We start from the raw sequence: 23,143 nt of genomic DNA, 5'->3' as shown, positions 1-23,143 counted from the left end.
GCTTTCGACATGAGCGCATACGGGATCGCAAGCGATTCCAATATTGCCCGGACCACGGGGCCGGACGAAATGCTCGTGCTTGTCGATCACCGCGTCCCCGATGCCGAGTTTCTGCTCGCCGCGCTCGCGGTTCCGAGCATAGCCGGACGCGTCGGGCCCGAGGAGGGCGGCCTGGAGCGGCTCCGGGAGATGATTGAAAAGGCCCCGAGACGGCCGGTCATCGTCATCTGCCACGGAGCTCCGGGAGCGCTGATCCTCGGGATGCGGACGATCACGGCGGACGATCTCCGCGCGCGGCGGGAGACGCTGGCCCGCATCCGCAAGGCACTCTCGGGAGCCCCGGTCTTCCTTTACGCCTGCTCGGTCGGAGAGGGCTTGGTCGGCCGGACCTTCCTCGCCATGCTCGCCGCCGGCTTCGATGCGCCGGTCTCGGCCGCCTCGCGGCCGGTCGGCGATGCAGAGAAAGGCGGGACATGGGTTCTCGACGTCACCGTCTCGACCGATCCCGCCCGCCTCGCACCGTCCGGCGCGCCGCAAGGCTGGCCGTTCGATCCGGTCCTGCTCCCGGCCTACAGGTATCTGCTCGCGCGGTGAACGCGCGCCTCTAACCGAGCAGGTCGATACGCGCCTCGAGCCAGATCAGCGACGGGTAGGACGCGGCCCAGACCCAGACGAAACGGTTGAAGCCGAACAGAACGAAGTTCGCGACATGGAACGACATGGCGAGTACGAGAAAGACCGCGAGCGCGTCCGGTGACAGCAGAGCCAGCGGAAACAGCAGTTCGAGCAGAATCACCGCCCAGCCCGCCGCGCAGAGCAGGCTTGGACGCGAAGCCCAGCGCCTCGTCGCCTTGCTCGCCGGATAGACGGAAAACTCGAACACATCCACCAGCGCCTGCCCGGTGCGCCAGTCCCGGTGGATCACCTTGGACCAGCCGGACTTGAAATAGGAAAAGACCACCTGCAGGCCGACATAGCCGAGGACATATTCCTGCCATCGTCCCTCTGGCACGGAGTGAAACACGGCAAGGCCGGTGATGAGCAGGACGCTCAGGAGGTCGCTGCCGCCGTTATAGGGCCCCTGGAAGCGCCTCAGAAGCAGCAGCGCGTTAGCGAAGAGAAGCAGGGACACCCACTGGGTCTGGACACCTGCGAGCAACAGAACACTCAAACCAAGCCGGCAGAGATAATGCGGTATCTCGTCCCGCAGACCGGACAGATGCTCGAGACTCTGCTGGATAAGCGCGACCGACAGGAGAATTTCCGTCAACCGGATCGCTGTTTCAAGGCTCATGAATCAAGCGGATCGAAGGTTTCGAAAGGCGGCGAGACGAAAGCGACATCGCGCCGGATCACCCCCTCGTGACGGCTGACGAAGACCAGACGGAAGCAGAAGAAGGGAGCCGGAACCGCGCCATCTCCCGCGGCCCGCAGGTCGCCCCGCACACGGCGACGGATCTCCCGGGTGCAATGCTCCGTCTGGCCCTGAATGAAACGTTCGGCGCAATTCGCCAGATGCAGGGTTTCGTTCCAGCGCGGGTTCCAGAAAAACGCCTTCAGACGGTCGATAACAGCAAGACGCTCAGGACGGGAACGAAGGGACCGCCACCCGGTCAGGTCATCGCCCGGATGCTCCAGCAGGCAAATCTCGACCCGCGGAGACGGACCTATCACGTCGAAAAAACGCCACGACGGAAACAGCGCAGGCAGAAGCAACTTCAAAACACCCGGAAAACTCACCACCCACGCCCCGCGCCAGCATCGCACTTCGTGCCGCGTCCGTCGCATGCGACCTGACACGTCCAAGCCAGAGTGTCACGGTGTGCTTACCAAGACGTAAAAAAGACCGGGCGAAACCGCACCGGTATGTGGAGGAGGCGGAAATCCCGGACAATCCAGCGGCAAATCGCCGGCCCCGGTTCAGACCGACTTGTGCAGGCCAACCCCCATCAGACGATCCACGCGCAATGTCGCGTCCCTCATCGCGGTCTCATCGAGCGCGAACCGCGCAAGCGTGACGAAAGCGAAAGTCTCGCCGTCTATCCTGTAGGGGCAGATCAGGCGCTCGATCTCTTTCACGTAGTCGTTCTGGCCGATATAGGGACCGCGTGAAAAGATGGCGCTCCGCTTGAGAACGGTCAGTCCGAACTCCCGGGCCATCACCTTCTTGTTCTTGAGAGGAACGTCGGCCAGAAACCGCTTGGCTGCGGGGAAGCCGTTGTGGCTTTCGATCGCCTCGCCGACCACTTCGTAAAAGAAGCGCCGGGGCGTGCCGATCAGCTTGCAGAGAATCAAATGGCTGATCAGCCGCGGCGGGATATCCAGCACATCGAAGCGGCTGTAACTCGGGAACGCATCCTCTGTCTCGGCTTTATGCTGTTGCCAGATCCGGAGAAGCGGCTCGAAAAAACCGGGAACACCCATATTGGGGTCCGCGAGAAGCCGGCGCTCAATCGTATCGAGGTACTTCACCCACGCCCCTTTGCCTGCCGCAAGGAGTCGAAATGCGAACCGCCTCCGGCAACGTACCCGCCGGGAAGAAGCAGGCGGCTCAAACTATAAAATTGATTGTATCCGAAAAATATCAATCTTAAGTAACAAAGAAAATCCGGTTTATATGGCCATAAATGGCTTACGCCAAAACCGGCCGAAATCCGGAGAAATGATCTCAGGATCGGCATGGGCAAAGAATACCGGGGCGGCCTGACACGTACTCAGTCGCCCGGCCCGAACGCGCCCGTTTTCAGAAATGCTGCGATCAGTCTCAAGACGGCGGGACGCCACGGGATCATGGTGTGCGACGTTGCGACTGTCGTGTGCGCTCGCATTCCCGGCAGTTTGGTGCGCTCCACCGCGACCCGGCCGTCATGCGCACCGCCGAAGAAAGCGCCGGCGGCCGGAAAAATCCAGCCGCTGGTTCCGGCGATGATCCCGAGTTCGTAATGGGGCGGTTGCGGATCGGTTCGCGCCTCCGTCGTCAGCTCCTGTCCGGCGGGCCCGTAGAACCAGCGATAGAGGCCCAGCCGGTGCAGAAGGTCCGCAACCTCGCTGCCGCCATGCGGCGGTGCCAGCATCACCACCCGTCCGAGCCGGTCTTCCGGGATCTCCGCACGAAACTTTTCGAGATAGCACGCGACGACCAGGCCGCCCATGGAATGGGAAACGAAATGAACCTTGCCGTGGTCGTCCCAGACGCCTCTCGCCTGGAGCGCTTTGTTCAGCCAGTCGGCAAGCGCATCCAAACCTTTCGTGGTCGACGGGTAGGAAAGCGGGACCGGGTCGTACCCCTCGCGCCGGAGGAAGAACGTCACCCCCGCCATGTTCCACGCCATCTGCGCGATGCCGTGCAGAATGACGACGCGGTCCTTGGCTGTTTCCGTCATGCAGCGCTGCTGCCTTCCCTAAGATGGTCAAGCAGCGTTTTCCCGGCCTCGAGGATGTGTCGGGAAGTCGCCGCGACCGCTGCATCGGCATCTCGTCGGTAGCAGGCCTCGAGGATCTCCGCATGCTCGTCGGAAGATTTCGCAACGTAATCCAGTTCAACGAGCGTAAGGCGCAGATAGCGCTCCGCGATGTCGTGCAGCCCTGCGATATGAGCCAGCAGACGCGGGCGCGACGACGGGGCATAAAGGGTCAGGTGAAAGGCCTTGTTAAGCCCGCCGAACGCGCCGAGATCGGCACGGGCGATCTCCTCCTGCAGTGCCGCCGCCTTGTCAATCTGCGCGTTCGAGAGATGCGGCAGGGCGACACGCATCGCGAGGGTCTCGGCCGCTTCCCGCATCTCGACATTCTCGCGTAATTCCATCGGATCGATGGGGGAAACGACCGCGCCGCGGTTGGGCAAGAGCTGCACCAGACCTTCAGCCCCTAATGTGCGCAGAGCCTCGCGGATCGGCATTCGGCTCGATCCAAAGCTTTTCGCGAGCTCTTCCTGCCGCAGGGCCGCGCCGGGCTTGAGCGCGCCGGAAATGATGTCCCGTCGGAGCTCCTCGGCCAGGCGCTCGGCCCGGTCTCCTTGTTTCTGCGACACGGTGTTCATCTCCCGTTCGTATCAGCGGATGGGTTGACAGACAAGCCGGCGTTTTGCATTCATATTTACAAATTGGATCCAAAAAGGATTTTTGCATGACAATCTCTCGACTGGCGGAAATTCCCGGTATCGGAGTCGACAGGATGGGCAACGCGGCAGACGCGCTGGGCAATCCGGAAATGCTGCGGCTCGAAAACCTCGACACCGACCTCGCACCGCCCGCGGATGCCGTATCGGCGACCCTCGCCGCCGTCACACGGGATGACGCAAACAGTTACCTGCCGTTTCTCGGCATCCACACATTGCGCGCGGCAGCTGCAGCCCGGGTCTCGGCAACCGCGGGGGTCGAGTACGACCCGGAAACGCAATGCATCGTCTCGGCGGGAGGCCTCTCCGGCGTCCTTAACTGCCTGCTCGCAATCCTGGAGCCCGGGGACGAGGTAATCATCACCGATCCGGCCTATGCCGGGCTGATCAACCGCATCCGGCTTGCGGGGGGCATTCCCAAATTCGTGCCCTTGCGGGTAGAGAAGCGCCGCTGGCGACTTGATCTGGACGCATTGAGGGATGCCGGTTCGGAGCGAACCCGCGCAATCCTGACAATGAGCCCCTCGATGCCGAGCGGCATCGTGCATACGGCGGAGGAATGGCAGCTCATCGCAGAGGTCGCGGAACGCCGTGATGCCTGGATCCTGCACGACGCGGCCATGGAGCGCATCCTTTTCACCGGCGCCCCCATGATCCATCCGGCATCCCTGCCGGGCATGGCGGAACGGGTGATCACCGTCGGGTCCGTGTCGAAGGAATACCGCATGATCGGCTGGCGCGTCGGCTGGATCGTCGGGCCGCGACGGATCATGAACGATATCGGCCTGGTCAGCCTGACGAACGTCGTCTGCCAGGTCGGCATCGGCATGCCGGGCGCCGCCGCAGCCCTCACCAGCACGAATGACGGGGTCGGCGCGGCAACACGGGAATGGGAAGCGAGACGCGACCTGATCCTGAAGGAACTGCACGACATCCCTGTCGTCGCGCCGGACGGCGGCTGGTCGCTGCTCATAGACACCGCAGCCATCGGCATGCCACCGGGCGAGGCCTCGCAGCGCCTGTTCGACCAGGGAGCCATCGCCGCGACGCCGATGGCCGGCTGGGGCGCTCCGGAACGCGCCGGACGCTATCTCCGCTTCGTTTTCGCCAACGAACCGGTCGGACGCCTCCATGACATTCGCGAACGTATCCGCCGGGCATGGTCGCTGTGAACGCCGTCCCTCTCTCTACGACTGCAACAACCTCTGCCCTCGTCGCCCGTTTCCCCTGGCTCGAGGGAAAGGCAGTCTGCGACGGGCTCTGGCCCTGGTCGGCGCCCTATCTGCCGGCGGGGGCCGATCTCGGTGCTCAGACCCGCCGTTATCGCGCGGCTGGCTTCACCCATGTCTCTTTCACCGCGGCAAGCGGGCAGGAAACTGAGGCAGAGGCGATGATCAATCTCGGCATCCTGCAGCGGGAACTCCAGGATGCAGGAATCGTTGTCGCGCATGATGCGCAGACGATCAGGACGGCGCAGGCCGCCGGCCACATGTCCGCATCCTTCCATTTCCAGTCGGCGACCCCGTTCGCGCGCTCCCTCGATACGGTCGAGGCCTTTCTGGGGGCCGGAATTCAGCGGGCCATTCTCGCCTATAACGAGGCCAACATCTTCGCCGACGGCTGCCACGAAACGCGCAATGCCGGCCTTTCCGCAAGAGGCCACGAACTCGTCCGCCGCATGGACGCTACCGGGATGCGGATCGACCTGACCCATTGCAGCGCCCGGACAAGTTTCGAGGTGCTTGAGATGGACCTCAAGGTCCCGCCGCTGTTCTCGCATTCAAATGCCCGCGCAATCTTCGAGCACGAACGGAACATTTCGGACGATCAGATCCGTGCCGCTGCAGCGGCAGGCTGCTATATCGGCGTCAACGGAGTCGGCTTCTTCCTCGGGGCCGGCGGCGACGACATTCCGGGCGAGATGGCCCGCCATGCCGCGCATATCGCGGCCATCGCCGGCGCCGATCATATCGGTATCGGTCTCGACTTCATGTATCTCGAAGGAAGCGACTACGCCTTCTACCATCGGCAGAAAGATCGCTGGCCACGCGGATATCCGACGCCCCCATGGAGCTTCTTCCAGCCGGAACAGCTCAGCGATCTGGTCGAGGCCCTGCTCGCGGTCGGGTTCGACCGCGAGGAAGTCACCGGCATCCTCGGGAAAAACTACCTACGCCTCGCCATGGCAAGCAAAAGGACGGAAGCATGAGCGGCAAGAGTATGAAGCGGGTCGCCGAAGCGGCCTCTGCCATCGGTCTTGAAATCGAGATTCTGGAAATGCCCGAGAGCACGCGCACGGCAGAGGACGCTGCCGCGGCCTGCGGCTGCCGTACCGTGCAGATCGCGAAATCACTGATCTTCGAACGCTCCGACACCGGCACTCTGGTCCTGCTTCTGATCGCCGGAGATCGCCAGGCCGACCTCAAGGCTGCAGCAGGGATTGTCGGCGGACCGCTGGCCCGGGCGGACGCGAAGAAGGTGCGCGCCGAGACCGGGTTCGCCATCGGCGGCGTTGCCCCCATCGGCCATCTTGCGCCGCTTCCGGTCTTCATGGATCCGGCCCTGCTCGAGCACGAGACCATCTGGGCCGCCGCCGGCGCGCCCAACGCGGTCTTCTCCGTCAGACCCGGAAAGTTACGCCAGGCGACTGGCGCAGTCCTGCTCGCCTAGCCGAAACGCGAGACGGCGAACGGCGCGAGGAGCCCCGGCTTCTCGCCCTCCAGCACCCAGTCGCGCACCAGTTCCGCCACTGCCGGCGCGATGGCCCAGCCGTGGCCGGTCCAGCCCGCGGCATAGAGCACATGCTCGTTGCCCGGCAGGCTGTCGATGACGGGGATATGGTCGATGCATTCGGCCTCGAGATGGTCCGTATCGGCGGTCTCGATCCGCAGCCCCTCAAGCGCCGGATAGACAGCGACGGCGTCGGCGACGTTCAGATCGACTTCCCTCTGGATCGGCGTCCCCCTGCGGGTGGTGAAGTCCCAGGTGCCGGGGCGGCCGCCGGAGATCATCAGCCGGCCGTCCGGCTCTCGCTTGAGCGACAGCGTGCGGCTGGCATGACCGACGAGATGACGCACCGGATTGTCGGCGAGCGGCTCGGAGACCGCGACGAGGAAGGTGCGGCTCCAGAGCGGCAGGTCGATCCAGGGGGCGACGAGCTCCTTCACCCCGGCATTGCAGAACAGCATCAGCTTGCCGTCGACGGGGATCTCCTCCCCATCTGTCGTGGCAAGGGCGGTGACTTTTCCGTTCTTCGCGACCAGCCGCGCCGCCTCGACGCCCTCGCGCAGCACCGCACCCGCGTCGCGGGCCTTCTCGGCATAGGCAAGCGTCGTGCTCTTGTGGAAGGCGACACCGTCGCCGGGACAGTAGAGACCGCCGCGGATGAAGGGCGCCACACCCGGCTCGAGCTCGCGTACCTCATCCTGTGAAAGGACCCGGCTCTCGATGCCCAGGCGGTTTTGCAGCGCCGCCCGCGCCTCCGTCGGCGCCAGGTCGATCTCCCGCTCGAAGAGCTGGATCTGGCCCGTGGTCTCGTAGAGCGGTTCGGTGCCAAGCGCCTCGTGAAGGACCGGCCAGATCTCCCGCGCGCGGACCATCAGCGGGATTTCGCGATAGTCGCGTCCGTTGGCGCGCACGCCGCGGCGTCCCGGACCTCCGGAAGCGCCCGAGGCGATGGTCCCGGCCTCGATCAGCTCGACCGACTCGCCGCGGGAGGCAAGATGCCAGGCGACGGCCGCGCCATAGACGCCGCCGCCGACAATGATGTGTTTGGACATGGTTCGCTCCGGAACGGGAATGTATCTCACCTATAGGCGAGGATTCCCGTCCTGTCGAAGCGCGCGGTTGGAAAGGGAGCTATTCGAACTCCATCCGCTCGAACACGCGTCCCGCGTTCTTGGTCGCGAGTTCCTCGTAGGTATCGAGATGCCGGTAGGGCGACTGGTCGACGTAATAGGCGTCGGCCAGGGAGCCGCCCTTGTCCAGATGCTCGCGGATCTTCGCCCTGAGATAGACGAGATAATCCTTCGTGTAGCGCCGCACCTGATCCATGTTCGTCGGATGCCCGTGGCCGGGAATGACGTAGGTCGCCCCGAGCTTCTCGAAGCCCTCGTCCCAGCTCTCCAGCCAGGCCTCGGTGTCCGTCTCCTCGAAGATCGGCAGCATCCGCTCGTGGAAGGCCATATCCCCTGCAATCACAAGGCTCTGCTGCGGCAGCCATACGGAGACGTCGCCCGGCGCATGCGCCGGCCCGAGATTGAGAACCTCGATCGGAAAGCTGCCGAATTCGACGACGTATTTCTCCTCGAAGGTCTCGTCCGGCATGACGACGGTCGTGTTCTCCGCTTTTTCCTTCTGCACCCGCTGCGCCGCCGCAAGACTGGCATGGCCGCTCGCCTCGAATTCCGCGGCAGCCTCCTCGCTGGCGACGATCTTCACGCCCTGGGCATGCCAGTAGCTGTTGCCCAGCATGGCGTGGCCCTGGCCGTTCTCGTTCACGACCAGACGGACCGGCTCGTCCGTCACTTTCCTGATCTCTTGGTGCAGCGCTTCGGCCAGCTTCCATGAGGCGCCGCCATTAACGACCACCACGCCCTCGCCGGTAATGATGAAGGAGAGGTTGTTGTTATGGCCGCTGTTCTCGTAGGTCGGCGGCGCGGTCGCGCCGATGGCCGAGAAGACGTTCGGGATGAATTCGACCGGCTTGGAATAGAGCACCGAGCCCGGATACTGGTCCGGGATGTCCTGGCTCGCATCCGCCGCGCCCAGCGCTGCGAGACAAAACGCGAATGCCGCCATCAGGGCGGTCGAAATCTTCTTGATCATCTGATGGTTCCTCCCCCGGAGGTCTTGAGCGGCGGTTGCTCCGCCTTGATGTGGTTCCGGAAAAAATCCCGGCACGGCGGACCGTGCCGGGAAGGTGGCGAGAGACTCTATTCCGCCGCGACCCTGCTGTCCTTGCCGCCGAGAATCCGGTCCGGCAGGAACCAGGCGATGGCGATGAAAGCGATGCCGATCACGACGCCGATGAGTTCTCCGGACATCCCGAGCAGGGCCGGATACTCTGTGCCGGCGATGGTCCCGAGCGTCGCCTTGCCGCCGAGGATGTGATCGAGCAGGCCGGTCGCCTTCACGTCCTCGTAGGTCAGCATGTAGCCGAACGCACCGGCGAGACCGCCAAGCACGAAGACCATCGCGTCGAAGCGTCCGGAAGCCGCTGCGGCAAGCCCGGTGCCGGGGCAATAACCGGCGACGGCGAAGCCAAGGCCGAGCAGGATGCCGCCGACGAACACGCCCATATAAGCGTCCTTGACGTCGAGATGGCCCGGATCGACCAACCCTGTCAGAAGACCGCCGAAGGTCAGCAGCGCTGCGGTGCCGATCGCCAGCAGGATGGTCCGCATCAGATGCAGGTTGGTCAGGTTCAGCATGCGGATGATGAAGTTCGGATTGGTCGCCCCGACGCGGTCGAGGGTAAAGCCGAAAGCGCCGCCGATGACGATGGCGAGAAGGATGGAGCTCATCTCAGCTCTCCTTTCGGAACAGAACGAGAGCGGTCGGAATCCCCGCCGCGAAGGCGCCGGCAGCGAAGATGAAGCCGGAAACGGCCGTCTGCATCATCCCGCTCATCATGTGCCCGGACGTGCAGCCGCCCGCCATTCTCGCGCCGTAAAGCACGACGAATCCCGCGAGGAAGGCAGCGACATAGCGCTTCCACGGCTCGTCGCCGAAATTCGCCCGCCAGACCGCCGGCATTGTCTTTTCCGCTTTCTCCACGCCACCCCGGAGGCGTGCGGAAAGCGCCGCACCACCGATCAGGGCGAGCACGAAGACGAAGCTGTAATTCAGCGGGTTCTCGACATTCTTTGCATACTTCCCGCCGCTCTTGGCGAGATAGGGATTGGTGCTGGTGTAACCGCTCTTGGCATCCGCCGACTCGGTCACCACCGAAGGTGAGACCGCGTCCCAGAGAATGCCGTCGAAGATCACGAACTGGGTCGAAACGCCGATCGGCTTGACCAGAAGGACCGCGGCAAAGAACACGGCCCCGAGCAAGAGTCCGCCGGCTTTCCAGGAAAGAGGAGCGCGCATGACGTGACGTCCTTTATCTGCTGCGACGATCCGTTCCCCGCCCTTTCCTGCCGGAAAGAACGCAAACGGCATGTATCAAACATATTCGATTTTTTGAATATATCAATCCGATCTTTGCTAACCGGCCGTTTCCGGACGCTTTGTCGCACTCCCCTTTGCTGCAAGCAGAGATTGCGCGGTTTTTTCGCAGGCGGACGGGTTGGGAACGGCTTGCGTTTTGTCGTAAAAAGCAAAACATAAAAAAAATCGACCATGGGAGGAGACGCCATGTTGCGTTGCGTGGTCCCGGATGTTGTTACCAATCAGGATCTTCTGACTCTGCCGGCGACAGCGACGGTGGAAGAGGCTGCCAGGCGGATGACGGAACGCAGGGTCCGTTCCGTTCTCGTGGTCGAGGATGAGAGACTGATCGGGATCTTTACCGGTACCGACCTCATTGAACGGGTCGTCGCCACGGGCGTGAATGCACGGGTGACCTGCATCGGCGAGGTGATGAGTGCGGATCCGCAAACGATCGGCCCAGATGTACCGGCGATCGAGGCGCTGCGAATGATGCAGGCGTGCGGCTTCCGCCATCTGCCGGTGCTGCACGAGGGAAGACTTGTCGCGGTGCTCTCACGACGTGATTTTGCGCGCGAGGAGGAACAGGAGCTCGAACGCGAGGAACGCCTCTGGGAAGAGATGTAGCCGTCGCCCTGTCAGCGATCGCCTTAGGAAAACAGTATTTTTCACTCTGTGAAGATTACGGACTCACGGACGCATGGCGTCTGGACGGGAACAACGGCGCCGTCCAAACTCTGCCCCAGATAAACGGGAGCGAGAGACATGGCTGACGATGAAAAGAATACCAAAGCGCACGGATTTGCCCGCGGCCTGACAAATTACGGCGATTTCGACTTCTCGCTCTATCTCCGCCGCTCCTTCGCCGCATCGATGGGCTATCTCCCGGAAAGCCTGGAGAAGCCGATCGTCGGCATCGCCTATACCGGATCCGGTTTCAACAATTGTCACCGCCATTTCCCGGAATTGCTCGAAGCGGTGAAGCGCGGCGTGCTGGCGGCGGGCGCGCTGCCGATCGACTTCCCGACGATTTCGCTCGGCGAGGTCTATCTCAATCCGACCAGCCTCAAGTTCCGCAACCTGATGAGCATGGACACCGAGGAAATGATCCGCGCCCAGCCGATGGACGCGGTCGTGCTCATGGGGGGCTGCGACAAGACCGTCCCGGCACAGTTGATGGGAGCGGTCTCCGCCGACCTTCCGGCGATCCAGCTGATCGGCGGACCGATGATGACCTCCCGCTACACGACGGCGGCCGGCGACGAGGAACGGCTCGGCGCCTGTACCGACTGCCGTCGCTTCTGGGCGCAATACCGTGCCGGCAAGGTCGACGGCACGGAGATCCGGGAGATCGAGCGGCGGCTCGCCACTACTGCCGGCAGTTGCGCCGTGATGGGCACCGCCTCGACCATGGCCTGCATCGCCGAGGCGCTCGGCATGGCGCTACCCGGCACTGCCGCGATCCCGGCAGTGCATGCCGACCGGCTGCGTGCGGCCGAAGCGACAGGCGCCGCGGCGGTGCGGATGATTTCCAACCCGATCCGGCCGAGCCAGATCGTGACGCGGGGCTCGGTCGAGAATGCACTTCGCGTGCTGCTCGCGCTCGGCGGATCGACCAACGCCGTCATCCATCTGGCCGCGATCGCGGGCCGTGCAGGGATCGATATCCCGCTCGACTGGTTCAACGAGCTTTCCGAGACCACGCCGGTCCTGGTGAACCTGAAACCGGTCGGAAGCCATTACATGGAGGATCTCTTCGCCGCGGGCGGTCTCGGCGCCGTGCTCCGCGAGCTGAAGCCCCTGCTCAATCTCGATTGCATGACGGTCACCGGCGAGACGCTCGGCGAACGGCTGGCCGGAGAGAGCGGCCCGGTGAACCGCGACGTGGTTTCTCCGGCCGACGATCCGATCGAGCCCAAGGGGGGGCTCGTCGCCCTCTTCGGCAGCCTCGCCCCAGGCGGCGCGATCCTGAAGCGCTCGGCGGCCGATCCCTCCCTGTTGGAGAAGGAAGGACGCGCGGTCGTCTTTACCTCGCTCGAGGACCTCTCGGCACGCATAGACGATCCCGACCTCGACGTCGAAGCCGACGATATCCTCGTGCTGCAGAATGCCGGGCCGCGCAGTCCCTCGGGCATGCCGGAAGCGGGATACCTGCCGATCCCGAAGAAGCTCTCCTCAAAAGGCGTGAAGGACATGGTGCGGATTTCCGATGCCCGGATGTCCGGCACCGCCTTCGGCACGATCGTCCTGCACGTCACGCCTGAGGCTGCGATCGGCGGTCCGCTGGCGCTGGTGCGGACCGGAGACAGGATCCGGCTATCGGTCGAAGAAAAGCGGATCGACCTGCTGGTCGACGAGGCGGAACTGGAACGTCGGCGCGCCTCGGCGAGCCTGACTGAGCGCGATACAGCGACGCTTCGCGGCTATGACAAGCTTTATGCGGAACAAGTGCTTCAAGCGGACCAAGGATGCGATTTCAGGATGTTACAGGCGTTGGATAAACACCCGATTTAAGTGAGACATATCTTGTTGCGACAACCCGTGCTACACGCTATTGTACTCAAAATGCTTGGCACGGGGTGGCGCAACTATGGTTCACGATAGTCCGCCGAACTGGAATTTCTTCGGGACGGTCGAGCGCCTGATCAAGGCAACGGAAGCGTTGCTCGATCGGCGAACCGAGAATGACGCGGTCGATTGCGAGCTGGCGCGCAACATGATCATGCGGCTGACGGTCATCATGGAAGATGCCGGCATCTATATGACCGTGGAAGATCAGGAACGCCGCCTCGAGCTCGAATCCCGCCTGAAGAGCATTCGCGAGCGTTTCGATTTCTGCGACACGGGCAAGATGCGGAAGACGAGCCCCGAACGCCTTATGATCGGCGGCCACCGCAACCAGTTCGGCCGCGTCCCCGTCTAAAAATCGGTTCAGAAACGTCCGGGCCCATCCATCCTTAGTCCGGTGGAACGACGGGCCCGCACATTTCTCCGACCGGCTACTCGGCCGCCATCAGCGCACCGTTGAAGCTGTCGACGGTCGACCGCATGTCCATGGCCGGCGCGGTTTCGAGGAACTGTGTCCGCATGCGGACTTCCTCGCGCATTTCCTCGTCAGTGATCCAGACCAGCGCCAGCGACACTTCCCCGGACGTAAAGGGAAAACTGTGCGGGTGCATCATCTGCGAATGGCGGTAGCCATAGAGCCGCGGCGCCAGCTGTGCTGCGGTGATTTTCGGAAATGTGTTGCCGACGGTCGCACTTGCCCCCGCTTCAATCGCGTAGGTATAGGCGAGCGTGGTGATGTACCAGCTGATGCTGTTACCCCGGTCGTAGCTGTGCAGGCCGCCCCGCGAACAGATCTTCCCATCCAGATGCACCTTGTCGCGCAGCCCAGAATGGTGTCGTGCCCAGCCGTGAGCCTCCGGATGATCGTAGAACAAACGACCGGCCTCGAAATGCTCGAGAAAATCGTCCGTTTCGAAGAACCGGAAGGCGATCGTGCACGCCATATCGCCCGACTCGTTCCTTATGTTCACAAAACGGCTGTTCGACTGATCCAGATTTTCCGGCTCGAACTGAGGATTCACGAGATTGGACTGGCGGCGAATTACCTCGCACCAGGCGTTCATATCCGTACCGCTTTCAACCGTGTACCCGAAGTTCTCCAGGTACTGGGAAAAGACGCGCCTGCAATGCGGGACCAATGCCGAACTTGACTGATTCATTATCGAAAACCCCGTCTCAAAATTAACGGCGTTGCCGATATACACAGCCTCGCCGTCCACATATCAGCGGCATTCTGCCGACAGCGTTTCTTTGCGGGTGCCAAGCCAGCCTGGATCAGGATGCCACGCCCCGAAAAACGGGGTACCGCCATTGACTCTTTTTTGGCCGGATTGCACCCGCTTGGTTCTTAACTATACACGGTTTACGGCTAAATCAGACGCGGATTCGTTTAGAGTTTTTTAATAAAAACTGCGAACATGCTTAAGATCGCGATCTTTGAGTGCAAAATCCGAACGCTGAAGCAACTTTTTCAAGTTTCCGCTCCACCGTTCACTGCGATCATCTGACCGCAGACGAAACCGCCCTCATCACTGCAGAGCAGCGCTACCATCGCGGCAATATCGTCCGCCTCTCCGAGACGGCCGACGGGAATGCGGCCGAGCTGCGAGCGGATATGTTCAGCATGCTCGTGATCGGACTCGTCGGGCCGGATCGGGCCGGGGGAAATAACGTTGGCGGTAACACCCTTTGGACCGAACTCCTTCGCGAGGGCTTTTGTCAGGCCCCAGACACCATGCTTGGCGGCGGAGACCGGAGCACGGCCCGCATAGCCGTGAATGGCGTTCATGCCGGCCATGTTGACGATCCGGCCCCAGCCGGCCTCGACCATCCCAGGCAGGAAGGCGCGGGAGAGATAGAAAGCGGCGTTGAGATCAACGGAAATGACCCGGTCCCACTCTTCGTCCGTCATCTCAAGCAGAGGCTTCTGCGGGCGGATCGCAGCGTTGTTCACGACCGCGTCTACGCGCCCGAACCGTTCCAGCGCGGCCGCGGCCATTTTGCGGACATCGGCGCTCTTCCCGACGTCGCCCATTGCGATCAGGGCCTGCCGTCCAGCCGCCTCGACCTCTTTTGCAACGCTTTCGCAGGCGGACCGGTCGTGACTGCCGTTCAGGACGATATCAAACCCGTTCCGCGCGAGCCTGAGCGCTATTGCGCGTCCGATATTCCGTCCCGAGCCGCTGATGAAAACCGTCTTGCCGGTCGCCGACATAGTTAATCCTCCCTGGATTTTCGAAGAGGATAGCGGCACACCGGATCAGATGAAAAGCGGCGACCTCACCGGCGGCATCGCGGTGGCTGATCGTAGATTGTCATATGGGCGCAATCGCGCTCGAAAAACTCGGCCATATAGTCGAATGGCGTCTTGTCCGCGTAAGCTTCGGTAGCAACCCAAGCGGAGCCGGCGACGACGCTCGCCGTACAGCCGGACAGGCCGAAAAGAACGGCCAAGAGGCCGAGAGATCTGATGAACGGACGCATTATGCCTCCTGTATAGCGACGCTTTTGTCACAAATGCCATCTAATTATACCAGCAGATCACGGCAAAAGATACCAGAACAGTGACGGCACGGTTCTTGCTCCGTTTTCTTTGAACGCGGAACAGGTTATGCCTGTCCTCACGCAAGGAAACAGTCAACAGCACGCGGAACGGACATAATGGGATTCAGTTGGACTTCTTCGGATCTTCCGAAACTTGCCGATCCCCACTTCATAGATGCCGTCGGGCACCTCGTTCATGCACGGCAATCGGACGGTTACCGGTTCTCCATGGCGCTGATGGGCTATCAGGCTCTGTTCTACGACCCGGCCTTCGAGGAACTGGTCAAGGCGGAAACCAAGATCGACCGGCTTCAGACCGTGGTGCACGAGATCCGTAGGGGATCGTTCATCAAGGAAGGCACGGACGGGTGGGAAGTCAGTTTCCGCGCCGATATCCTGATCCGCAACGAACTCGACCCGGCGACGAACAAGCCGGTGGGAACGGTCGACTACGCCTCCGACCTCGAATACCGAGACCCGGTGCTCTATGCCACCGACGAGGACGGCTTGCCTCGGTTCCGCGCCTGGTGCAAGGAACTCGGCCTCGAAGCCTGAAGCCTCCGGTGCCGCCTAGTTGCTGAAGATTTTGTCGAACGGAATCGAGTACATCAGCATAAGCGACTCGGTTCCGGGATTCTGATCGTCCAGACTCGCGTTCGAGATATGGTGAAAGGTCAGGCCGAGACGCGAGTAATCGTCGAACCGGTAGGCAAGCTCGAGACCGGAGCGGAATTCGACTGGATAGCCTAGATCCTTGCCGTCTCCGTTGCCGTAGAGACCGACCGCAAAGTTGGGCGTCAGGACCCAGCGCTTGCCGAAGAAGATATCGACCCCGATTCCGCCATAGCCGTAGGTCGCTCCCTCTGCCGTCGCCATCAGCCCGACAAACGGCGTGAACAGCCAGAGCTTATGCTCTTCGGAAAAACGGTACTCCGCACGCGCCTCTGCCGTCGTCTCGTTGTCGAGCAGGTCGTACACACCGGCTCCGAGCGACAGGAATGCCGGCTCCTCGGCCCGAAGGGTCGATCCAGACGCAACGATCACCGACATTGCCGCAATCGCGACTTTCAACAACTTCCGCACGATGCCCCCCCCTCGGCAAATCCGCGCGCATGATAGCCGCCGACGCCGACGCTTCAAGTCCGGATCGTCGTCCGGATCCGTTCCATCGCGGCAACGAGGCTCCGGGCGATCCCTGGCTCCATCGCGGAATGTCCCGCATCCGGGACGATATCGAATTCGGATCCCGGCCAGGCGTGCGCAAGCATCTCCGCCGTCGCGATCGGGCAGATCACGTCGTAACGCCCCTGAACAATGATCGCCGGCAGATGCGCGATTCGCCCGAGGTCCCGGAGCAACTGTCCCGGTTCAAGAAATATCCGGTTGCGGAAATAATGCGCTTCGAGACGTGCCAGCGACAATGCCCGCCCGGGTTCGCCGGCGGCGAGCGCCGGCAAGGGCAAGAGTGCGGAGCAGGCGGCTTCGTAGCCGGCCCAGACTTCGGCAGCCGGCTGATGAATCGCAGGGTCCGCCGCGACCAGCCGCGCGTGATAGCTGCCGAGCAGATCGTCGCGCTCCGTTTCCGGCAGGAACTGCTCGAACCGGCGCTTCGCCTCCGGGAAGAAAGTTCCCATGCCATGGAGGAACCAGTCGATCTCGGGGTCGGTTCCGAGAAAGATCCCGCGCAGCACAAAGCCGAGGCATCGTTCCGGATGCGCCTCTCCATAAGCCAGTGCAAGTGTGCTGCCCCAGGAGCCGCCGAAAACGATCCAGGTCTCTATCCCGAGATGCTCCCTCAGACGCTCGATGTCGGCCACCAGATCCTGCGTGGTATTGCCGTTCAGTTCCGCCACGGGCGTAGAACGTCCTGTCCCGCGCTGGTCGAACAGCAGAACGTTGAACCGGTCGGGGTCGAAAAAGCGGCGGTGCGCCTCTGAAATACCGGAACCCGGGCCTCCATGCAGGAAGACCACCGGAATACCGTCCGGGTTGCCGATCAGCTCCCAATAGATCCGGTGCGGAGGATCGACCTCAAGATTACCGCTGCGCCTCGCAGCGGTGCTTGGGAACAGTACTCTCTCGGACACGGTATCTCCTGCGCCAGCTTTCATCCGGAATTTCCGTCATCCATATCCTCTGGCGGACCCGCCGTCACCCCCGAGCGGAAAGCCGGCGAGAAACATCACTTGAGAGGATCCGGGGCGCCGTGATCCGATAGGGCATGACACCAATCCGCCACGCGCCCTGCCTTATCATGGGTTTTCTGTTTCTTTTGCTCGGGGCTGGACAGAGCTCCGCGGAGCCGGTGCGGCTGCCGGAAAGCGGCCCTCCGGCAAGCCTCGAAGATCAGGAGACGGTCGAGATCGTCGATGGCGACACGCTTGTGCTCGCGACCGGAAATCAGGTTCGCCTCGTCGGCATCCAGGCTCCCAAGCTTCCGCTCGGCCGCCCCGGATTCGAGAAATGGCCGCTCGCGGAAGAGTCGCGGGACGCGCTTCTGCGGCTGGTGCAAGGACAGCGCCTCGCACTGCATTTCGGCGGACAGCGCGAGGATCGCTATCGGCGCTATCTGGCGCATCTGACTTTGCAGGACGGAACCTGGATACAGGGCACGCTACTGGAAGAAGGACTGGCGCGAGTCTACAGCTTCCATGACAATCGCGCGCTGATCCCCGAAATGCTGGCCCTCGAACGTCTGGCCCGGGGCCAGAAGCGCGGTATCTGGGACCTCCCCTATTACAGGATCCGGAACCCGTCGGAGACCTGGAGCGATATCGACAGTTTCCAGATCGTCGAGGGGCGCGTGGTCGATGCGGCCAGGGTGCGCAACATCGTCTATCTCAATTTCGGCCCGAACTGGCGGACCGACTTCACCTTCAAGATCGGAAAGCGGGCTCTGGGGCTCTTTTCCAAAGCCGGCATCGACCCGCTGGCTTTCACCGGCCGCACCGTGCGGGGCCGCGGCTGGGTCAAACCGGAAAACGGTCCCCTGATCGAGGTTACGCACCCCGAACAGCTTGAACTCTTGCCAGAATGACCAACATCGCGCTCTAAGGTCGATGAAATGGCGGGCACTTTCGGGAGAAATATCGTGGCGGCGGCGATCGAGGTCATTCGTGCAAGAATCTCTGGCACCAGGTCCCTCGCGGGTCTGCTTATGGTCGCGCTCGTCAGTGCTCCCCTGCTTTCGGGTTGCAGCACGAACCCGGCTACCGGCGAGCAGAGCTTCACCGCCTTCATGTCGCCGGAAGACGAGCTGCGCGTCGGACGGGAACAGGACCCGAAGATCAAGGAGGAGTTCGGCGGGGCCTATCAGGAGGATGCGGATCTCTCCGCCTATGTGACCCGGATCGGCAAGAAGCTCGCGGCCACGTCGGAGATGCCGAACCTCGATTTCCATTTCACCGTTCTCAATACGCCCGATGTGAACGCCTTTGCCCTGCCCGGCGGCTATGTCTATGTCACCCGCGGACTGATCGCGCTCGCCGAGAACGAGGCCGAGCTTGCCGGCGTGATCGCGCACGAGATCGGGCACGTCACCGCGCGGCATAGCGCGGAACGCTACAGCCGCGCCGTGGCGACGAATATCGGCGCCACCCTGCTCGGGATCCTGGCGGACAGCCGCGCTGTCGCCGACATCGCGAGCCAGGGCGCCAATCTCTACCTCAAGGGTTATTCCCGCGATCAGGAATTCCAGGCCGACATGCTCGGCGTCCGCTATCTCAGCCGCGCCGGGTACGATACCGGCGCGATGGCGAGTTTCCTCGCAAAGATGGGCGATGCGAGCCGTCTGCAGGCGGAAATCGCAGGCTCGGACCGGGACCCCGATGCCATGGACCTGCTCGCGACCCACCCGCGAACGGTCGACCGGGTAAGGCAGGCGCTCGCCGCGGCGAGCGTGCAGCGTATCGCCTCCCCGACCGTCAACAAGGATGCCTTTCTCGACCGCATCGACGGCATGATGTTCGGAAGCGATCCCAAGGAAGGCCTGATCAGAGGCCGGGAGTTCCTGCACAAGGATCTGAATTTCCGCTTCGAGGTCCCGCCGGGTTTCCGCCTCTTCAACAAGCCGACGCAGGTTCTCGCGGCCGATCAGGCCGGAACCCGTTTCGTCTTCGACAAGGCGCAACAGAGCGATGGCCTGCATCCCGCCGACTATCTGAGCTCACGCTGGGCGCAGGGTCATCAGGTGCGGGATCTCGAAACCATCAATGTGAACGGCATGGAAGCGGCGACCGCATGGCTGCCCGTAACAGCGCGGAACAATGAAACCTTCGTCCTCCGTCTCGTCGCGATACGTTACGATCCGAGTACGGTCTACCGGATGCAGTTCCTGATCCCGCGTCAGAAGACCAATGCTCTGAGCGAGGACCTGCGCCGGACCACCTATAGCTTCCGGCCGCTGACGGACGAGGAGCGGGCCTCGGCGCGTCCGCTCGAGATCAAGGTCGTGACGGTGGACCGGGGCGATACCGAACCTTCCCTCGCCTCCGGCGTTCCTCATCGGGGCTACGAAGTCCGCTTCTTCAGGGTCATGAACGGACTGAAGACCGAAGGGCTGCCGCCCCCGGGCGGACGCGTGAAGACGGTTGGGCCGCGGTAACGGACTCAGACGTCGGTATAGAGGTCCGAACTCCGGTCGACGTTCCGGCTGATGTGCTGTTTCAGCTTGAGCATCGCGCGATGCTCGAGCTGGCGGACGCGCTCCTTGCTGACACCGAGCACCACACCGAGCTCTTCCAGCGTCGCACCATCCTCGACCAGGCGCCGGCGCTGGATGATGGTCTGTTCCCGCGGGCTGAGCTCGCAGAGCGCTTCCTTGAGCCATTTGGACCGGGTCTCGGCATCCCGCATTCCTGTCACGATATCTTCCGGCGTCGGACGTTCGTCGGAAAGCAGCTCCAGCCATTCATCCTCGCCGCTCTCGCCGATCGGCGCGTTGAGAGACTGATCGGATGCCGACATCCGCTGCTCCATCGCCTCGACATCCTTGAGGCCGACGCCGAGTTCCTCCGCCACGCGCTGACGCTGCTCGTCGAGGGTCAGTTCGTCCGATGCCTGCTGGATCTTGGCCCTGAGACGCCGGAGGTTAAAGAACAGGGATTTCTGGGCGGCGGTCGTACCGGTCCGGACGATCGACCAGTTGCGCAGCACGTAGTCCTGGATCGCCGACCGGATCCACCAGCTGGCATAGGTGGAGAACCGCACTTCCCGTTCCGGCTCGAACCGCGCGGCGGCCTGCATGAGGCCGACATTGCCTTCCTGGATCAGATCGCCTATCGGCAGACCGTAGTTCCGGTATTTCGAGGCGGAGCTCACCACGAGGCGCGTGTAAGAGCGAACCAGAAGGTGGAGAGATTTTTCACAGCCCTCCTCGCGCCATGCGCGCGCGAGCTCAAGCTCCTCTTCCCGTTCGAGAAGCGGCTCGTTCATGCTGGACTTGATATAGCTGACGTTGGCGCGCCGGGTTTCGGGATCGTCGATATGTGCCATGGCTCCACCTCCACACCGCACCGGTGAGCAAACTCACAATGCTTTACGTTCCCCGGTGGAAATCGGATCACTGCCGCAGTCTTTTGGCGACTCTTATCGGATCACAAACGCGAGAGCGCATACGGTTGTGTGTAACGGACAGCGGGTTCAGACGCCGATCCGGTCGACGATTGCCCCGCCCCGGGTCAGGCAGGCGGCGTTCAGCATGCCGTCGAAGCCGGCTCCTCCGTCGAGGCTGAGCGTCGACGGAGTCTCGACGATGCCCTCATGCGCCGAATCGAAGCCGCGCACGACCTTGGCAAACCCTCCGTAGCCGGTGTCCGAGAGATCCGCAAATCCCTGGCTGTTCCACCAGAACCCGTCTTCCTGATCGGTGAGCGGACGGGCCGGATCCAGACCGGTGCTGACGAACAGCAGACCACCGTCCTCCGTATAGGCGGCCCGGCGGAATCCGGCCATGAACTCGTTGTGCCCGGGATGCGCACGGATGGCCTGACGCAACTGGCCGGTCCAACGGCTGACGGCGAGCAGCCCCTCGGGAATCGCGGCGCGTGCCTGCTGCTCCTGGCCGCCATAGGCCTCGAGGGTCGCCGCGGCGCCGCGCTTCAGCATCCAGTCAAGAATTTCGTCGCAATCGCCGGCGAACTGGAGCTGCAGCATCTTGCGCCACATCTCCTCCTGGCGCCCGCGCAGGAACACGATATCGTCGGGATGGGTGAAGGGCGGCTGGGCCAAAACAAGGCGCCGGAACCGGAGCAGCTCATCGACCGTTTCGATGATCGCCCCGCCGTGGCCGTAATAATTTCCGAGATAGACGATTTTGTCGCCCGGCTCGAAACGCTCGCTCATGGCAGCGTGCAGGGCCGCGAGCCGCTCCGCATCTCCATGGATGGAGGCCACCGCCCAGACACGCGTGCATTTGCGCAGAATGGCGAAGCGGGCATCCGTCGCGAGCGGAAGGCTCGGCTGGCCGGTCTCTGATTTTGCCGCGTCTGACATCGCTTTGCTCCTCTCCTCCAGATAGCAATTCACGCGCCGGACGCCAACGGTCGAAGTTGACCCTAGGTTCCTCGAAACGAAACAGGCGGCGCCGATGGCGCCGCCTGCAAACATGAAATACCCGTTTGGGCAGAATGCCGGGATCAGGCAGCCGCCATGATCTTCTCGAGCCGGTCCGTCGCCGCGTCCTCGTCGATCTTCTCGATCGCGGCAAACTCACGCGCCAGACGGTCGAGCGCGGCCTGATACATCTGCCGTTCGCTGTAGGACTGGTCCGCCTGGCCGGTATTGCGACGCAGGTCGCGGACAACTTCGGCAATGGACACCGGGTCGCCGGAATTGATCTTCGCCTCATATTCCTGGGCACGGCGGGACCACATGGTCCGGCGCACCCGCGCACGGCCTTTCAGCTTGGTGATCGCAGCATCCATCTGCTTGCGGGTGCTGAGGCGGCGCAGACCGGAATTGTTGGCTTTCCCCACCGGAATCCGCAGAGTCATGCGGTCTTGCTCGAAAGTAATCACCAGCAGATCAAGTTCAGTCCCTGCGATTTGCTGGGTTTCGGTGCCAATGATCTTACCGACGCCATGGGTCGGATAGACCACGAAATCCCCAGCCTTGAACTCCACTTTTTTTGTCATTCGTCGGTCTCTCTCACTTGTCTGGACCACGGGCTCGCATCAAGCGCGGAAGGCTATCGGCGGGCGCCAAAAAAGCGGGCCATCGCCCGCCTTCGCGGATACCGCTCGACTATGGTCCGAAACCTTCTCGGATACGGCGGCGAGGCGAGACGTTTTGCCCCACCGAATTCCCGCACATTATCACAAAATTCACCGAATTGGGAGTCCGCGGGCGCATGGCCCGCCCCCGCAGGGCGCATGGCTTACAATTTTATGACAAATGCGCGAAATCCTGAGGTTAATCGCCCTTGCCCGGAGCAGGGGAGAAAAACTTGTCGAATTTGCCTTCGACTTTCTGGAAATCGTCCGCGTCCGGCATGGCGTCGATCTTGCGGGTGATGTTCGGCCATTGCTCGGAATATTGCCGATTGAACTCGATCCACTTTTCCGCTTCCGGCTCGGTATCCGGGAGGATCGCCTCGGCCGGGCATTCCGGCTCGCACACACCGCAGTCGATGCATTCGTCGGGATGAATGACGAGCATGTTCTCGCCTTCATAGAAACAGTCCACTGGGCACACTTCGACGCAGTCGGTGTACTTACACTTAATGCAGAGATCGTTGACGATGTACGTCATCAAAAGACTCCA

General features: G+C 62.5%; 27 protein-coding genes. 10 read left to right on the top strand and 17 right to left on the bottom strand.

The window, feature by feature from the left end:
- The first annotated feature begins 9 nt into the window (after positions 1 to 9).
- Positions 10 to 594 (top strand): DUF4347 domain-containing protein, encoded by a 585-nt coding sequence (locus tag IG122_RS18385; RefSeq protein ID WP_193187151.1) that lies wholly within the window; start codon positions 10 to 12, stop codon positions 592 to 594.
- 10 nt (positions 595 to 604) lie between these two features.
- Here IG122_RS18385 and IG122_RS18380 read toward each other — a convergent pair whose 3' ends face one another.
- From IG122_RS18380 to IG122_RS18360, 5 genes are all read right to left on the bottom strand, one after another.
- Positions 605 to 1,294 (bottom strand): HTTM domain-containing protein, encoded by a 690-nt coding sequence (locus IG122_RS18380; protein ID WP_193187149.1) that lies wholly within the window; start codon positions 1,292 to 1,294, stop codon positions 605 to 607.
- Entirely contained in the window at positions 1,291 to 1,674 is a 384-nt protein-coding gene (locus IG122_RS18375; RefSeq protein WP_193187146.1) for a hypothetical protein, read from the bottom strand. Before IG122_RS18375 ends, IG122_RS18380 begins: the two co-directional genes overlap by 4 nt.
- 246 nt (positions 1,675 to 1,920) lie before the next feature.
- A complete protein-coding gene (locus tag IG122_RS18370; RefSeq protein ID WP_193187143.1) occupies positions 1,921 to 2,472 on the bottom strand; it encodes a hypothetical protein in 552 nt (183 codons plus the stop codon).
- A 242-nt stretch (positions 2,473 to 2,714) separates the two neighbouring features.
- Complete coding sequence (locus IG122_RS18365) at positions 2,715 to 3,383, bottom strand: alpha/beta fold hydrolase (protein ID WP_193187140.1); 669 nt, start codon at positions 3,381 to 3,383, stop codon at positions 2,715 to 2,717.
- The gene (locus IG122_RS18360) at positions 3,380 to 4,030 is read right to left on the bottom strand and encodes a GntR family transcriptional regulator (RefSeq protein WP_193187137.1); all 651 of its coding nucleotides are present in this window, start codon (positions 4,028 to 4,030) and stop codon (positions 3,380 to 3,382) included. The genes IG122_RS18365 and IG122_RS18360 overlap by 4 nt, the downstream gene beginning before the upstream one ends.
- Positions 4,031 to 4,125: 95 nt before the next feature.
- On the opposite strand from IG122_RS18360, the gene IG122_RS18355 reads away from it, so the two are divergent.
- Genes IG122_RS18355 through IG122_RS18345 form a run of 3 tightly spaced genes read left to right on the top strand, consistent with a single transcriptional unit; the run spans position 4,126 to position 6,787 of the window.
- Positions 4,126 to 5,289: a pyridoxal phosphate-dependent aminotransferase gene (locus IG122_RS18355; RefSeq protein WP_193187134.1), complete on the top strand. Its 1,164-nt coding sequence runs from the start codon at positions 4,126 to 4,128 to the stop codon at positions 5,287 to 5,289.
- On the top strand, positions 5,286 to 6,326 hold the full coding sequence (locus IG122_RS18350; protein ID WP_193187131.1) for a dipeptidase: 1,041 nt from the start codon (positions 5,286 to 5,288) through the stop codon (positions 6,324 to 6,326). The genes IG122_RS18355 and IG122_RS18350 overlap by 4 nt, the downstream gene beginning before the upstream one ends.
- The gene (locus IG122_RS18345; protein WP_193187128.1) at positions 6,323 to 6,787 is read left to right on the top strand and encodes a YbaK/EbsC family protein; all 465 of its coding nucleotides are present in this window, start codon (positions 6,323 to 6,325) and stop codon (positions 6,785 to 6,787) included. The genes IG122_RS18350 and IG122_RS18345 overlap by 4 nt, the downstream gene beginning before the upstream one ends.
- Here the strand turns inward: IG122_RS18345 and IG122_RS18340 are convergent.
- From IG122_RS18340 to IG122_RS18325, 4 genes are all read right to left on the bottom strand, one after another.
- A complete protein-coding gene (locus tag IG122_RS18340; RefSeq protein ID WP_193187125.1) occupies positions 6,784 to 7,896 on the bottom strand; it encodes an NAD(P)/FAD-dependent oxidoreductase in 1,113 nt (370 codons plus the stop codon). The two genes, IG122_RS18345 and IG122_RS18340, sit on opposite strands and share 4 nt — an antisense overlap.
- A gap of 79 nt (positions 7,897 to 7,975) precedes the next feature.
- A complete protein-coding gene (locus IG122_RS18335; RefSeq protein WP_193187122.1) occupies positions 7,976 to 8,944 on the bottom strand; it encodes an MBL fold metallo-hydrolase in 969 nt (322 codons plus the stop codon).
- A gap of 107 nt (positions 8,945 to 9,051) precedes the next feature.
- Complete coding sequence (locus IG122_RS18330) at positions 9,052 to 9,642, bottom strand: YeeE/YedE thiosulfate transporter family protein (protein ID WP_193187119.1); 591 nt, start codon at positions 9,640 to 9,642, stop codon at positions 9,052 to 9,054.
- Position 9,643: 1 nt separating this feature from the next.
- Positions 9,644 to 10,210 carry a YeeE/YedE thiosulfate transporter family protein gene (locus tag IG122_RS18325; protein ID WP_193187115.1) on the bottom strand — a complete coding sequence of 189 codons (567 nt, stop codon included), beginning with the start codon at positions 10,208 to 10,210 and terminating at the stop codon, positions 9,644 to 9,646.
- Positions 10,211 to 10,477: 267 nt separating this feature from the next.
- Here IG122_RS18325 and IG122_RS18320 point away from each other — a divergent pair, with 267 nt between their 5' ends.
- The 3 genes from IG122_RS18320 to IG122_RS18310 all read left to right on the top strand — a co-directional run bounded on the left by IG122_RS18320 (position 10,478) and on the right by IG122_RS18310 (position 13,193).
- Positions 10,478 to 10,897 carry a CBS domain-containing protein gene (locus IG122_RS18320; RefSeq protein ID WP_193187112.1) on the top strand — a complete coding sequence of 140 codons (420 nt, stop codon included), beginning with the start codon at positions 10,478 to 10,480 and terminating at the stop codon, positions 10,895 to 10,897.
- A gap of 138 nt (positions 10,898 to 11,035) precedes the next feature.
- A complete protein-coding gene (locus tag IG122_RS18315) occupies positions 11,036 to 12,784 on the top strand; it encodes a dihydroxy-acid dehydratase (RefSeq protein WP_193187109.1) in 1,749 nt (582 codons plus the stop codon).
- Positions 12,785 to 12,860: 76 nt separating this feature from the next.
- Positions 12,861 to 13,193: a hypothetical protein gene (locus IG122_RS18310; protein WP_193187107.1), complete on the top strand. Its 333-nt coding sequence runs from the start codon at positions 12,861 to 12,863 to the stop codon at positions 13,191 to 13,193.
- Between the two features lie 76 nt (positions 13,194 to 13,269).
- On the opposite strand, the gene IG122_RS18305 is transcribed toward IG122_RS18310, so the two are convergent.
- Both IG122_RS18305 and IG122_RS18300 read right to left on the bottom strand, forming a co-directional pair.
- Positions 13,270 to 13,998, bottom strand: a complete 729-nt coding sequence (locus tag IG122_RS18305) for a hypothetical protein (RefSeq protein ID WP_193187104.1) — start codon at positions 13,996 to 13,998, stop codon at positions 13,270 to 13,272.
- A gap of 311 nt (positions 13,999 to 14,309) precedes the next feature.
- On the bottom strand, positions 14,310 to 15,053 hold the full coding sequence (locus tag IG122_RS18300) for an SDR family NAD(P)-dependent oxidoreductase (RefSeq protein ID WP_193187101.1): 744 nt from the start codon (positions 15,051 to 15,053) through the stop codon (positions 14,310 to 14,312).
- A 446-nt stretch (positions 15,054 to 15,499) separates the two neighbouring features.
- Between IG122_RS18300 and IG122_RS18290 the strand changes: the two genes are divergently transcribed.
- Entirely contained in the window at positions 15,500 to 15,937 is a 438-nt protein-coding gene (locus tag IG122_RS18290) for a hypothetical protein (protein WP_193187095.1), read from the top strand.
- A gap of 15 nt (positions 15,938 to 15,952) precedes the next feature.
- Here IG122_RS18290 and IG122_RS18285 read toward each other — a convergent pair whose 3' ends face one another.
- Positions 15,953 to 16,465 carry an acyloxyacyl hydrolase gene (locus tag IG122_RS18285; RefSeq protein ID WP_319024927.1) on the bottom strand — a complete coding sequence of 171 codons (513 nt, stop codon included), beginning with the start codon at positions 16,463 to 16,465 and terminating at the stop codon, positions 15,953 to 15,955.
- 53 nt (positions 16,466 to 16,518) lie between these two features.
- Positions 16,519 to 17,493 carry a prolyl aminopeptidase gene (pip, locus tag IG122_RS18280; RefSeq protein WP_193187092.1) on the bottom strand — a complete coding sequence of 325 codons (975 nt, stop codon included), beginning with the start codon at positions 17,491 to 17,493 and terminating at the stop codon, positions 16,519 to 16,521.
- 110 nt (positions 17,494 to 17,603) lie between these two features.
- Here pip and IG122_RS18275 point away from each other — a divergent pair, with 110 nt between their 5' ends.
- Both IG122_RS18275 and IG122_RS18270 read left to right on the top strand, forming a co-directional pair.
- Positions 17,604 to 18,419 carry a thermonuclease family protein gene (locus tag IG122_RS18275; protein WP_193187090.1) on the top strand — a complete coding sequence of 272 codons (816 nt, stop codon included), beginning with the start codon at positions 17,604 to 17,606 and terminating at the stop codon, positions 18,417 to 18,419.
- Between the two features lie 54 nt (positions 18,420 to 18,473).
- Complete coding sequence (locus IG122_RS18270; protein WP_319024925.1) at positions 18,474 to 19,985, top strand: M48 family metalloprotease; 1,512 nt, start codon at positions 18,474 to 18,476, stop codon at positions 19,983 to 19,985.
- Positions 19,986 to 19,990: 5 nt separating this feature from the next.
- Here the strand turns inward: IG122_RS18270 and IG122_RS18265 are convergent, their stop codons facing one another.
- From IG122_RS18265 to fdxA, 4 genes are all read right to left on the bottom strand, one after another.
- On the bottom strand, positions 19,991 to 20,875 hold the full coding sequence (locus IG122_RS18265) for an RNA polymerase factor sigma-32 (RefSeq protein ID WP_193187083.1): 885 nt from the start codon (positions 20,873 to 20,875) through the stop codon (positions 19,991 to 19,993).
- Positions 20,876 to 21,022: 147 nt separating this feature from the next.
- Complete coding sequence (locus tag IG122_RS18260) at positions 21,023 to 21,874, bottom strand: hypothetical protein (RefSeq protein WP_226893730.1); 852 nt, start codon at positions 21,872 to 21,874, stop codon at positions 21,023 to 21,025.
- Positions 21,875 to 22,017: 143 nt separating this feature from the next.
- Entirely contained in the window at positions 22,018 to 22,515 is a 498-nt protein-coding gene (locus IG122_RS18255) for a CarD family transcriptional regulator (RefSeq protein WP_193187080.1), read from the bottom strand.
- A gap of 277 nt (positions 22,516 to 22,792) precedes the next feature.
- The gene (gene fdxA / locus IG122_RS18250) at positions 22,793 to 23,131 is read right to left on the bottom strand and encodes a ferredoxin FdxA (protein WP_193187078.1); all 339 of its coding nucleotides are present in this window, start codon (positions 23,129 to 23,131) and stop codon (positions 22,793 to 22,795) included.
- Positions 23,132 to 23,143: the final 12 nt, after the last annotated feature.

The organism is Nisaea sediminum (assembly GCF_014904705.1).
Classification (GTDB): Bacteria; Pseudomonadota; Alphaproteobacteria; order Thalassobaculales; family Thalassobaculaceae; genus Nisaea; species Nisaea sediminum.
The sequence above is the reverse complement of the archived record's forward strand: the minus strand, read 5'-3'. Positions and strand labels throughout refer to the sequence as shown.